The 12,418-nt window shown below is 73.0% G+C and carries 9 protein-coding genes; 8 read left to right on the top strand and 1 reads right to left on the bottom strand.

Features of this window, described 5'->3' with window-relative positions; all coding sequences use genetic code 11:
* The first annotated feature begins 110 nt into the window (after nt 1-110).
* From ACIRU3_RS04995 to ACIRU3_RS04965, 7 genes are all read left to right on the top strand, one after another.
* On the top strand, nt 111-1,544 hold the full coding sequence (locus tag ACIRU3_RS04995; protein WP_404051458.1) for a hypothetical protein: 1,434 nt from the start codon (nt 111-113) through the stop codon (nt 1,542-1,544).
* Between the two features lie 14 nt (nt 1,545-1,558).
* Nucleotides 1,559-2,590: a glutamate ABC transporter substrate-binding protein gene (locus tag ACIRU3_RS04990; protein ID WP_404051455.1), complete on the top strand. Its 1,032-nt coding sequence runs from the start codon at nt 1,559-1,561 to the stop codon at nt 2,588-2,590.
* 56 nt (nt 2,591-2,646) lie between these two features.
* Nucleotides 2,647-3,963, top strand: coding sequence for a hypothetical protein (locus tag ACIRU3_RS04985; RefSeq protein WP_404051453.1), 1,317 nt, complete (start codon nt 2,647-2,649; stop codon nt 3,961-3,963).
* The gene (locus tag ACIRU3_RS04980; protein WP_404051450.1) at nt 3,960-6,437 is read left to right on the top strand and encodes a tetratricopeptide repeat protein; all 2,478 of its coding nucleotides are present in this window, start codon (nt 3,960-3,962) and stop codon (nt 6,435-6,437) included. The genes ACIRU3_RS04985 and ACIRU3_RS04980 overlap by 4 nt, the downstream gene beginning before the upstream one ends.
* 3 nt (nt 6,438-6,440) lie before the next feature.
* Complete coding sequence (locus ACIRU3_RS04975) at nt 6,441-7,766, top strand: PP2C family serine/threonine-protein phosphatase (protein WP_404051448.1); 1,326 nt, start codon at nt 6,441-6,443, stop codon at nt 7,764-7,766.
* A gap of 101 nt (nt 7,767-7,867) precedes the next feature.
* Entirely contained in the window at nt 7,868-9,253 is a 1,386-nt protein-coding gene (locus ACIRU3_RS04970; protein ID WP_404051445.1) for a VWA domain-containing protein, read from the top strand.
* A gap of 49 nt (nt 9,254-9,302) precedes the next feature.
* Entirely contained in the window at nt 9,303-10,724 is a 1,422-nt protein-coding gene (locus ACIRU3_RS04965; RefSeq protein WP_404051442.1) for an FHA domain-containing protein, read from the top strand.
* A 71-nt stretch (nt 10,725-10,795) separates the two neighbouring features.
* Here ACIRU3_RS04965 and ACIRU3_RS04960 read toward each other — a convergent pair whose 3' ends face one another.
* The gene (locus tag ACIRU3_RS04960) at nt 10,796-11,773 is read right to left on the bottom strand and encodes a methyltransferase domain-containing protein (RefSeq protein WP_404051439.1); all 978 of its coding nucleotides are present in this window, start codon (nt 11,771-11,773) and stop codon (nt 10,796-10,798) included.
* Nucleotides 11,774-11,851: 78 nt separating this feature from the next.
* Here ACIRU3_RS04960 and ACIRU3_RS04955 point away from each other — a divergent pair, with 78 nt between their 5' ends.
* Complete coding sequence (locus ACIRU3_RS04955; protein WP_404051436.1) at nt 11,852-12,256, top strand: globin; 405 nt, start codon at nt 11,852-11,854, stop codon at nt 12,254-12,256.
* Nucleotides 12,257-12,418 lie beyond the last annotated feature (162 nt).

Raw genomic sequence — 12,418 nt, 5'->3', positions numbered from 1 at the left:
CGCATCTGTGGGTTGCGCTGCGATCCGATCAAGATCGAGTGAAGGCTGGTGCGGATGTCGGTCCGGGCGGTGATACTGGGCGGCGAACGGATGACCACGGGGGAGGTCAGGTGACACACCCGCCGAAGAGCAGCACGGCAGCGCCACCGGCGGGTTCCGCCGTGCCCGGGATCCCCGCTCAGCCCGGCCGGCCTCCGGTCGTCCCGGCCGTCTCCCCCGCCGCGCCCGCGCGCCGTACCGCCTTCGCCGAGGGCGTGGAGCGGGTGCGGGCCGCCGCGACCACCGAGCCGGGGCGGCTGCGGATCATCGGCGCCGTCCTCGCGCTGCTCGTCGTCGCGTTCGGAGCGGTCACCGCCTGGCAGGCCGCCGAGCGTGCCGCCGCCGCCGACGACGTGCTGCACCGCAGCCAGCCGCTCAGTTCCGGCGCGGCCGGCATCTACCGCTCGCTGGCCGATGCCAACACCGCCGCCTCCAGCGGGTTCCTGGCCGGCGGGCAGGAGACCGCGGACTCGCGCGACCGGTACGAGAAGGACATCCGCACGGCCGCCTCGGGGCTCGTCACGGCCGCCGCCAACGCGGAGCCCGGCTCGCCCTCCGAGGCGACCATCGCCAAGCTGAACCGGCTGCTGCCCCAGTACAAGGGACTCATCGAACGCGCCCGGACCTACAACCGGCAGGGATATCCGGTCGGTGGTGCGTATCTGCGGTACGCCAACGAGAAGATGCAGAAAGAGATGCTCCCGGCGGCGGAGGATCTCTACACGAAGGAGAACCAGCGCCTCGACGCCGACTACGGCGACGCGACTCCGTACCCCTGGGTCGCCATCGCGCTCGGCGTGCTCGCCCTGGCCGCGCTCGGCTGGGCCCAGCACCGCACCTACCGGCGCACCAACCGCGTCCTCAACCACGGCCTCGTCGCCGCCACCGCCGCCACCGGCGTGGTGCTGCTCTGGCTGGTCGTCGGCCACACCGTCGCGCGCTCGGGCCTGGACGACTCCTACGACCACGGCATCCGCTCGCTGAAGGTGCTGCACGACGCGCGGATCGCCTCCCTGAAGGCGCGCGGCAACGAGAACCTGAGCCTGGTGGCGCGCGGCGCCGAGACCGTCACGGTCGGCGGACAGCAGTACGACGCCTACTACCACGACTTCGACAAGGACATGACCGTGCTCGGCAAGGGCCTCACCGAGGCCGACGGGCTCGCCGACGACCGGGCGGGCACCGAGCCGGTCAAGGCGGCCGAGGGCAACATGGCGGTGTGGAAGCAACGTCACGCCTCGGCCCGTACCGAGGACGAGAACGGCAACTACCAGCAGGCGCTGGACATGGTGATCGGCGGCAAGGGCGCGACCGGTGAGTGCTTCGACAGCGTCGACAGCAATCTCGCCCGTGCCATCGACCACGAGCAGACCGAGTTCAAGCAGTCCGCCGGTGGCGGGCGGGATGCGATGACCGGACTGCCCGTCGGTGCCGCGGTCCTGGCGGTCCTCGGCGCAGCGGGCGCGGTCGCCGGCATCGGGCGCAGGCTTTCGGAGTACCGGTGACAGGGGGCAGGACGATGTACGCAGCACGTGCACGGGCCGCCCTGCGGGGCTGGGGCGGAGTCGGCGCGATGGCGGTGCTGTGCGCCCTGGCGCTGGCGTTCGTCCTGTTGCTGCCGCGGACCCAGACACACCAGAAGGGCGTGCGCACGGCCGGCCAGGGGGTGGCCGACGTCAGCCAGGCGCGTGCCGAGGACTGCAAGGACGCGCAGGCGCAGAAGCAGACGCTGTCGCCGTCCGGTGCCGACGGGCCGACGATCGACGCCATCAAGTCCCGTACGGGCGCCAAGCGCAAGCTGGTGGTCGGCGTCGACCAGAACAGCTACCACTGGGGCTACCGCAACCCGAACACCGAGGGCGCGGAGCTGGAGGGCTTCGACATCGACCTGGCGCACCGGATCGCGCAGGACATCCTCGGCGACCCGGACGCGGTGCAGTTCAAGGCGATACCGACCAGCCAGCGTATTCCCGCCATCCAGGACGGCCGGGTCGACATGGTCGTGCGCACGATGACCATCACCTGCCAGCGGCTGGGCGAAGTCGCCTTCTCCGCACCCTACTTCAAGACCGGGCAGCAGGTGCTGGCACCCAAGTCCTCGCCCGTCACCGGCTACGACGACACGCTCGCGCACAAGAAGATCTGCACGGCCTCCGGTTCCACCGCCTACAGCAAGCTGAAGGCGGACCGGGACAAGGGAACCCTGCCCGGCTCCACCGACATCTCCACCACCGTCCCCAACCAGCTCGACTGCCTGGTCCGGCTGCAGCTCGGCGAGGTCGACGCGGTGGTCACCGACGGCGCGCTCGCCGCCAGCCAGGCCGCCCAGGACCCGACGGTCGAACTGAAGGGAGAGGCGTTCACCACCGAGTACTACGGCGTGGCGATGAAGAAGGACGCCACCGATCTGGTACGCCGGGTCAATCGCATCCTGGTCGACTACCGCGCGAACGGCTGGCAGGCGTCGTACGACACATGGCTGTCGGCCACACTGGGGAAGGACTCGGGACCGTCCAAGCCGCCCGCACCGCAGTACCTGCGCACGAGCTGACCCAGCCCCGACGACAACCCGCCCCAGGCCAACCACACAGCAGCGAGAGGTGATCGATGGGCGTCACGGACCCCGCCGGGCCGGTGATGGACCGGGACGAGGTGGACCGTGCGTTGGCGCGGCTCGGCGCGGAGCACGAGGCGATCGAGACCTCTCTGCTCGCCCTCCAGGACCACGCGGGCCGCAGACTCCTCGAAGGCGCCGAACTGACCGGCGCCACCAGGGAACGCTGGACGGCCACGGAGGCGTCGATCACCCTGCTGTGGGCGTACTTCGACGCCTACACGGCCGCACTGCGCTCCGCCCGGGAGATCCGCGCCCGGCGCCGCTGGTCCAGCCGTGAGGACCTGGTGGAGCTGACCGAACTGCTGCGCGGCGAGGGCGTCACCGTGCCCGGCAGCGCCAACGCGCCCTCCGTCACCGGCTCCGGCAAGCTGAGCGAGCAGTTCTCGCTCGGCACCCTGGTCGACCGGATGAACGAGCTGTACGCCTCCTCGCTGGACATGGTCGTCACCGCCGACGCGGTCTGGTCGGCGCTGCCCGCCCGGATCGATTTACTCGCCGCGGAGCTCCAGCGCACCCGCAAGCTCGCGCACTCCGTCGGCGTACGCCCGGGCGAGCACCCGGCCGGCGACGACCTGGAGCGCATCACGCGCACGCTGACCAGGCTGCGCGAGGACGTCGTCACCGACCCGCTGTCCTTCTGGGTGCCGGCCGAGGGCAGTTCGGCGCCCGGCGGCGGCCGGCCGGACACCACGGTGTACGACCGCGAGGCGCGCGCCCTTGAGGACGTCCGGCGGGAGATCGACGCCGTGCTGACGGTGCGCCAGGACGCGGAGGCACGGCTGATCAAGCTCCGGGACGTGCTCTCCCGCGCGGACCGCACCCTCGCCGAGGCGCGCACCGCGCGCGGCGAGGTGCTCGCCAAGATCGCCGCGACCGAGGTGCCCGTCGTCAGCGGGCCGCCGACCGCGCTGCAGGAGCAGCTGGCGACCGCGGCGGAGTACCGGCGGCAGGCGCAGTGGCACCGGCTCTCCCCGCTCCTGGAGTCCCTGGAGCAGAAGGCCGAGGACGAACTGCTCCGCGCCCGCGAGTCGTTGACGGCGGTCACCGCACCGCTGGCGGTCCGCGCCGAGCTGCGCGGCCGCCTAGACGCGTACAAGGCGAAGGTGGCCCGGCACGGGCTGGCCGAGGACCCGCTGCTGATCGAACGGTACGACAGCGCCCGACGCATGCTGTGGAGCGCGCCCTGCGACCTTCGGGTGGCCGAACAGGCGGTACTGCGCTACCAGCAGGCGGCGGCGGAGCAGTTCGGCGGACCGAGGATTCCCCCGCAGGGCGGATCTCAGGATCGTAGGAGTGAGTCGTCATGAGTCAGGCACAGCAGGCGTGCCAGCGGCCGGGGTGCGAGGGGACGTACGAGGACGTCGGCGGCGGTGAGCTGTACTGCGACACCTGCGGTCTCGCGCCGGTCGTCTCGACCGGGGGTCCCCCCTCTGGGGGAGGGATGGTCGAGTCGCCGCCTACCGGGATCACGGGTGGCGGCAAGGGGTCGGCCGGCAGCGGCAGTTCACGCAGCGCGCGTACGTCCTCGCAGTCGTCCAGGTCGCGGCGCTCGGTGTCCGGGCGGCTCTCGCGCTCCCTGTCGGGCAACTCCACCGGCCGCTCGGTGTCCGTGCGCAGCTCCGGCTCCTCCTCCGGCACCTCCACGCGCGGGCGGCTGGGCGCCGGGCTGGTCTCGGTGCCGCAGGTGCCGCGGCCCGACCCGCGCGCGATGGTGCTGGAGAATCCGGAGGTGCCCGAGCGGAAGCGGTTCTGCTCGCGCTCCGACTGCGGGGCTCCGGTCGGCCGGGCACGGGGTGAGAGGCCGGGGCGCACGGAGGGGTTCTGCACCAAGTGCGGGCACCCGTACTCGTTCGTGCCCAAGCTCAAGGCCGGGGACATCGTGCACGGCCAGTACGAGGTCGTGGGCTGTCTCGCGCACGGCGGCCTGGGCTGGATCTATCTCGCCGTGGACCGGGCCGTGTCCGACCGGTGGGTGGTGCTCAAGGGCCTGCTGGACACCGGTGACCAGGACGCGATGGCGGCCGCGATCTCCGAGCGGCGGTTCCTCGCGGAGATCGAGCACGCCAACATCGTGCGGATCTACAACTTCGTGGAGCACCTCGACCAGCGCACCGGCTCCCTCGACGGCTACATCGTCATGGAGTACGTCGGCGGCAAGTCGCTGAAGGAGATCGCCAACGACCGCCGCACCGCCGACGGCCGGCGGGATCCGCTGCCGGTGGAGCAGGCGTGCGCCTACGGCATCGAGGCTCTTGAGGCGCTCGGCCATCTGCACAGCCGGAACCTGCTGTACTGCGACTTCAAGGTCGACAACGCCATCCAGACCGAGGACCAGCTCAAGCTGATCGACATGGGCGCGGTGCGCCGCATGGACGACGACGAGTCGGCGATCTACGGCACGGTGGGCTACCAGGCACCGGAGGTCGCGGAGGTCGGCCCGTCGGTGGCGAGCGACCTGTACACGGTGGGCCGTACCCTCGCGGTGCTCACCTTCGACTTCCAGGGCTACACGAACATCTTCGTGGACTCCCTGCCCGACCCCGACAACATCGAGGTCTTCCGCCGCTACGAGTCCTTCTACCGGCTCCTGGTCCGCGCCACCGACCCCGACCCGGCCCGCCGGTTCGCCTCCGCGCAGGAGATGTCCGAGCAGCTGACCGGGGTCCTGCGCGAGGTCGTCTCGCTGCAGACCGGGCAGTCCCGGCCCGCGCTGTCGACGCTGTTCGGACCCGAAGTGAAGGTCACGGACACGGAGTTGTTCCCCAAGCCGGTCGGGGACGTGTCGCGGCTCGGGGCGCGGGAGGCCGCGCCCGAGGCCGGGCTGCCCCCGGCGGCCCTCGTCAAACCCGTCGACACCCCCGCCGCGGCCCTCGCCCTGCCCGTCCCGCTGGTCGATCCGGGCGACCCCAACGCCGGTTTCCTGGCGGGCCTGATGACGTCGGCGCCGGCCGAGCTGATCAGTGCTCTGGAGGCGGCGCCCGCGCCGACCGTCGAGACCCGGCTGCGGCAGATCCGTGCCCGGCTGGAGAGCGGCGACCACGAGGCCGCTCTGATGGCGCTGGCCAAGCTGGACGAGGAACGGCCCGACGACTGGCGGGTGGTGTGGTACCGGGGCGTGGCCGCCCTGGTCACCCGCGACTTCGAGGGCGCCGCGGTCGCCTTCGACGCGATCTACGACGCCTTCCCCGGCGAGGCCGCGCCCAAGCTGGCCCTCGGCCTGTGCGCGGAGGTGCTCGGCCAGCTGGACAACGCGGCCGAGTACTACCGCCTGGTGTGGGCGACCGATCCGAGCTTCGTCAGCACCGCGTTCGGCCTCGCCCGGGTCCGGCTCGCGGCCGGCGACCGGCAGGGTTCCGTACGGACCCTGGAGTCGGTGCCGGAGTCCTCCATCCACTACACGGCCGCCCGGGTCGCGGCCGTCCGGGCCCGGCTCAGACAGCGCACGGCGAGCGCGGGTGACGTACCGTTCCTGGACGACCTGACCGCCGCCGCAGGCCAGGTCGAGGCACTGGACGCGTACGGTCTGGATCCGGCCCGGCGCGAGCAGTTGTCGGCCGAAGTGCTCGGCAGCGCGCTGGACTGGATACTCTCCGGAGGCCAGGACACCGCCCAGCCCGCCGCCGTCGGACGGGTGCTGCTCGGCAGCGGTCTGGACGAGCGGGGTCTCCGCTTCGGCCTGGAGCGCGCGTACCGCACGCTGGCCCGGCTGGCGACCGGCGGCGAGGAGAGGATCGAGCTGGTGGAACGGGCCAACCGTTACCGCCCCCGGACGTGGGTGTAGTTGATGTCGCAGATGCCCCAGCAGACCGCACTGTCGAAGTGCCCGAGCTGTGCGGAGCCGCTCGAGTCGGGTGACCTGTTCTGCGGCGCGTGCGGATACGACCTCTCCGTCGTGCCCGTCCCGCCGCAGGACCATCCGACGCTGACCATGGCTCCCGCGCCGCGGGACGGAACGGACTGGCCCGCCCCCGAGCCGGCCGGTTCCGGCAGCACGCCGGGCGCGGTGCATGTGCCGGCCGATCTGCCCGGCACCGACTCGGGCGGCAAGCCCCTGCATGCCCAGGAGCAGCCGGCCGGGTCCGAGCAGCCCCCGGTCTCCGGGGTGCGCTTCGACCGGCCCCCGGAGCCCGACGAGTACCCGCTGCAGGCACCGGACCCGCGCGCGGTCGACGCCTCCACCGTGCCCGCCGACCCGCAGAAGGTCTGCGTGGCCTGCCGGTCGGGCCGGGTGGACAGCGACGGCTACTGCGAGAACTGCGGACACGCCCAGCCCCGCGAACGCGACCACATGGAGCGGGAGTCGGGCCCGGTCGCCGCGGTCAGCGACCGCGGTCTGCGCCACCACCGCAACGAGGACGCGTTCACCGTCGGGCACACCGCGCTGTCCGACGGCTCGCCGGTCGCCCTGGCGATCGTCTGTGACGGCGTGTCCTCGGCGACCCGTCCCGACGAGGCCTCGGCGGCCGCCTCCCAGGCGGCCGGTGACATCCTGCTGGCCGCCCTGCCGCGCGGCACCCACCCGCAGCAGGCGATGCACGAGGCGATCGTCGCCGCCGCGCAGTCCGTCAACGCGCTGGCGGAGGAGCCCGCTACGGCCCGCGAGCACGCCCCGCACCAGAACGCCCCGGCCTGCACCATCGTCGGCGCGATCGTCACCCCCGGGCTGCTGGTGGTCGGCTGGGTCGGCGACAGCCGCGCCTACTGGGTGCCGGCGGACGGCGGCGGGCCCCCGGCCCGGCTCACCGAGGACGACTCCTGGGCCGCCCAGATGGTGGCGGCCGGCCTGATGAGCGAGGCGGAGGCGTACGCCGACGAGCGCGCCCACGCGATCACCGGCTGGCTCGGCGCGGACGCCTACGAACTGGAGCCGCACACCGCCTCCTTCAAGCCGGACCGGCCCGGGGTCGTGGTGGTGTGCACCGACGGCCTGTGGAACTACGCCGAGACGGCCGAGGAGATGTCCGAGATCGTCCCGCCGGACGCGGCCGCCCGGCCGCTGCACAGCGCCCGGGTTCTGGTCGGCCACGCCCTGGACGGCGGGGGCCACGACAACGTAACAGTGGCCGTCCTGCCGTTCCCGGCACCGCCGCAGGGGGCAGGATCGGCCTGAGGCCGCAACACCACGGGGAAGCACGGCGGGCCGGAGGGGACCGGTCCGTCCACACGCACCGCCCTGCGTCAGCGGGGTGTCCGAGGGGGATTCGAACCAGCATGGCCAATTTCGCAAAGTCCAACGCCCCGCAGTTCTCGATGGACGTCTACCAGAACGAGTACCTGCCCGAGGGCGGCCGTGAGGTCAACGCCATCGTCACCGTGACCGCGACCGGCGGCGGCACGATCGGGAGCGCCGCCACCCTGGCCCCGCACCTGTACGCGCCCGGCCAGGGCCCCTCGGCAGCGGTGGCGATCATGGTCGACTGCTCGGGTTCCATGGACTACCCGCCGACCAAGATGCGCAACGCCCGAGACGCCACGGCGGCCGCGATCGACACCCTGCGCGACGGCACCCGCTTCGCGGTGATCGGCGGTACGCACGTCGCCAAGGAGGTCTACCCCGGCGCCGGCCGTCTCGCGGTCGCCGACGCCACCACGCGCGAGCAGGCCAAGCAGGCGCTGCGCCGGCTCAGCGCGGGCGGCGGGACGGCGATCGGCACCTGGCTGCGGCTCGCCGACCGGCTGCTGTCCGCGGCGGACGTCACCATCCGGCACGGCATCCTGCTCACCGACGGACGCAACGAGCACGAGTCACCGGAGGATCTCCGGGCCGCGCTGACCGAGTGCGCCGGACGGTTCACCTGTGACGCGCGGGGCGTGGGCACCGACTGGGAAGTGAAAGAAGTCACAGGCATCGCCTCCGCGCTGCTCGGCACCGCCGACATCGTCGCCGACCCGGCGGGCCTCGCCGACGACTTCACGCGGATGATGGAGACGGCGATGGGCAAGGAGGTCGCCGACGTCGCGCTGCGGGTGTGGACTCCGGTCGGTACGACCATCAGGTTCGTCAAGCAAGTGGCGCCCACGGTGGAGGAGTTGACCGGCCGGCGCACGGAGGCCGGACCGCGTGCCGGGGACTACCCCACCGGGTCCTGGGGCGACGAGTCCCGCGACTACCACCTGTGCGTGGAGGTCCCGGCGGCCGGCCTCGGCCAGGAGATGCTCGCCGCCCGGGTCTCGCTGGTCGTCCCGCAGCCCGGAGACACCTCCCGCCCGGGCGCAGCCGGGAGCGGGGGAGGCTCGGTGCAGAACCTCGGTGCGCAGGGGCTGGTACGGGCCGTGTGGACCGACGACATGACGGCCTCGACCTCGATCAGCCCCCAAGTGGCCCACTACACCGGGCAGGCCGAACTGGCACAAGCCATCCAGCAAGGGCTCGATCTTCGCAAAGCGGGCGATTTCGATGGAGCAACGGCCAAACTGGGGCGCGCTGTTCAGCTCGCGAGCGCCTCGGGGAACGCCGATACTGCGAAACTGCTTGCGAAGGTGGTGGACGTGGTCGATGCCGCGACAGGTACTGTGCGACTGAAGGCGAAGGTCGCGGAGGCCGACGAGATGACTCTCGAGACACGGTCCACAAAGACTGTTCGTGTAAAGAAGTAGTGACGTAGCAGCACTGAGCAGGACCTGAAGGAGAGGGGGAAGCGCCGACATGCCGACCTGCCCGAACGGACACCAGTCGGGTTCCGACGACTGGTGCGAGGTCTGCGGTCACCGCATGGCCGGTGCCGTACCTCCGCCCCCGCCGCCCCCGCCCGCCGGCGGCTACGGCTTCCCGCCCCCGCAGGGCGGCCAGCCCGGCGGCCGCCCGTCCGCGCCCGGCGGGCCCGAGCCGGAGCTGTGCCCGCAGTGCCGTACGCCCCGCGAGGGGGGTGCGCCCTTCTGCGAGGAGTGCCGGTGGAACTTCCTGACCAACACGGCCACCTCCTACACCCCGGCGGCCCCGCACCCGCCCCAGCCCCGCTTCCAGCCGCCGAGCGCGACCTACGGCAGCGGTGACTCGTACGAGTACCAGGGCTCGCGGCCCTCGCAGATGAACCGGCCCGCCGAGCCGATCCCGTCCTTCGGCAGCGAGCCGTCGGGTCCGACGCCGTTCGCCGGCGAACGCGGCCGCCCGTCCGGCCCGCCGCCCACCACGGGCGGTCCGGCGGGGCCGGGTGGCCCGTCCGGCTTCGGTGGCGGCCGGCATCCGTCCGGTCCGCCGTCGGGCTTCGTCGGCGGCCCCGGGCAGGGCCAGAGCGGTCCCGGCGGCCCGTCCGGCTTCGGCGGCGGTCCGGGGCAGGGTCCCGGCGGGCCGTCCGGCCCGCCGCCCTTCGGCCGTGAGCCCTCCGGTCCCGGCGCGCCCGGCCCCTCCGGCTTCGGCGGCGATCCCTCGCGTCCGGTTCCGCCGCCGCCCGGCCCGACCCCGCCCGCCGGTCCCGGCGGCACGGCCGGCGGTCCGCCGCAGGCCTTCCAGCAGTCCGGCCCGCCCGCACCGCCCGCCTTCCCGCAGGAGACCGGCCGGCCCCCGGCCGGCGGTCCGGCCTTCGGCGGCGGCGAGGACGACTGGGTGATCTCCCCGCCGTCGTCCACCGGCCTCTCCGGCGGCCCCGGCGGCTACGGCTACCCGTCGCCCGGCGCCACCCAGGCCCCTCCCGGCCCCGGCTTCCCGCACGCGCCGCAGGGTCCGCTGACATGGACGGCGACGATCGGCCCGGACCGCGAGTACTTCATGGCGATGATGCACCGCTCGGGCCCCGAGGCCGCGGGGCTCAACCTGCCCGCCTACTCGCCCGAGCAGCAGCGCACGCTCACCGGCAACCAGGTCACCATCGGCCGCCGCCGGCACTCCACCGGCGACACCCCGGACGTCGACCTCTCGGTGCCGCCGGAGGACCCGGGTGTCTCGCACCAGCACGCGGTGCTGGTCCAGCAGCCGGACGGCAGCTGGGCCGTCGTCGACCAGAACTCGACGAACGGCACCACGGTCAACGGCTCGGACGAGCCGATCCAGCCGTTCGTGCCGGTGCCGCTGCAGGACGGCGACCGGGTGCATGTCGGCGCCTGGACGACGATCACCATCCGCAGGGGCTGAGCCGGCCGGCCGAAGCCGCTGCGGCGGCTGAGCCGGCCGGAGCCCCTGGGACCTGATCCGCCGGAGCGGCCTCAGGGGAGGGGCCAGGCGTACGGCCCCTCCGGATCGTCCAGCCACGCCCACACGCGATCGGCGCCGACCGTGACGCCGTACCGGCCCCGGCCCGGCCTGCCCTCGTGTTCCCACAGCGCGCATGCCTCCTCCGGGTCGAGGCCGCCCCGGGTCAGGGCGAGCAGGAAACGGAACAGCTCGTGCACGCGGGCCTGCCTGGGCAGCCCGTGCAGGGACACCTCCCCCGGTTCGGCCCGGACCGTGCCGCGCAGCGGCACGAAGTAGGCCGCCCCGGGCAGGAAACAGCCCTCCGCGTGTCCGGCGTCGTGGACGGTGAGGGCGAGCAGTCCGGTCGCCATCGGGGTCAGGATGCGGGCGCCGGGGCGGCACTGGGCGAGCCAGGCCCGCGGCACCGTGGGCAGCGTGCAGGTGGCGATGATCCGGTCGAACGGGGCCCGTTCGGGCACTCCGCGCGCGCCGTCGCCGGTGACGACCGCCGGGTGGTACCCGGCCGCGGCCAGGTGCCGCCGGGCCGACTCGGTGATCTCCGGTTCCAGGTCGACGGTGGTGACGAGGTCGTGGTCGCCGAGCCGGTGGGCGAGCAGGGCCGCGTTGTAGCCGGTGCCGGCGCCCACCTCCAGGACCCGGTTGCCGTCCTCGACCCGCAGCGCGACCAGCATCCGCGCCATCAGTGAGGGCTGGCTGCTGGAGGAGAGCAGCTCACCGTCGCGCAGCCGGGTGGCCAGCGGGGTGTCGGCGTAGGCGCCACGCACCCAGCGTGCCCGCGCCTCGGGTTCCGGACTCTCCCCCCAGCGGCGCTCGTAGCCGCCCTCGACGCCGAGGTAGTAGTACGGCACGAACAGGTGCCGGGGCACCGCCATGAACGCCTCGCGCCACACCGGGTCCTCGTCCCAGGTCCCGTCGGCGTCGATCTCCCGCACCAACGCGGCCCGCGCCACGTCGGCGAGGGCCTCGATCCCGGTGTCGTAGGCGCCCATATCCCCACACTAGGGCCGACCCGGGACAGCGGTCCCAAGCCTTGAGTCCTGCGTCACCCGGTCTGAGACGATGGACGGGTGAAAGAGATTCGGCGCGGCACGCTTCAGGAGCAGACCTTCTACGAGCAGGTCGGCGGGGAGGACACCTTCCGCCGGCTCGTCCACCGTTTCTACGAGGGAGTCGCCGGGGACCCGATCCTCAAACCGATGTACCCGGAGGAGGACCTGGGCCCGGCCGAGGAGCGGCTGACCCTCTTCCTCATCCAGTACTGGGGTGGCCCCACCACCTACAGCGACAACCGCGGCCACCCCCGGCTGCGCATGCGGCACGCACCGTTCACCGTGGACCGCGCCGCGCACGACGCCTGGCTGAAGCACATGCGGGTGGCCGTCGACGAGCTGGGGCTGTCCGAGGAGCACGAGCGGACGCTGTGGAACTACCTGACGTACGCGGCCCAGTCGATGGTGAACACGCCGGACTGACCCACGCCCGGCCGACGCCCGCCGGAACGCAGGATTCCGGCCACAGGAGTCACTGAACGCCGGATTCCGGTCGCCTGACGCCGGAATCCGGTCACGATCCGGTATAGACCGGTCGACAATCGCTTACCCGTGGCTGTTGCCTCTGCAAGCATCGCCCGAAGA

This window comes from Streptomyces sp. NPDC101151 (assembly GCF_044768335.1).
Classification (GTDB): Bacteria; Actinomycetota; Actinomycetes; order Streptomycetales; family Streptomycetaceae; genus Streptomyces.
Note: the sequence above shows the minus strand (reverse complement) of the source record. Positions and strands in the feature narration are given on the sequence as shown.

Excerpts from the sequence above, each read along its gene's own strand:
- ACIRU3_RS04990 (WP_404051455.1), top strand. The coding sequence starts at position 1,559 with ATGTACGCAGCACGTGCACGGGCCGCCCTGCGGGGCTGGGGCGGAGTC.
- ACIRU3_RS04985 (WP_404051453.1), top strand. The coding sequence starts at position 2,647 with ATGGGCGTCACGGACCCCGCCGGGCCGGTGATGGACCGGGACGAGGTG.
- ACIRU3_RS04980 (WP_404051450.1), top strand. The coding sequence starts at position 3,960 with ATGAGTCAGGCACAGCAGGCGTGCCAGCGGCCGGGGTGCGAGGGGACG.
- ACIRU3_RS04975 (WP_404051448.1), top strand. The coding sequence starts at position 6,441 with ATGTCGCAGATGCCCCAGCAGACCGCACTGTCGAAGTGCCCGAGCTGT.
- ACIRU3_RS04970 (WP_404051445.1), top strand. The coding sequence starts at position 7,868 with ATGGCCAATTTCGCAAAGTCCAACGCCCCGCAGTTCTCGATGGACGTC.
- ACIRU3_RS04965 (WP_404051442.1), top strand. The coding sequence starts at position 9,303 with ATGCCGACCTGCCCGAACGGACACCAGTCGGGTTCCGACGACTGGTGC.
- ACIRU3_RS04960 (WP_404051439.1), bottom strand. The coding sequence starts at position 11,773 with ATGGGCGCCTACGACACCGGGATCGAGGCCCTCGCCGACGTGGCGCGG.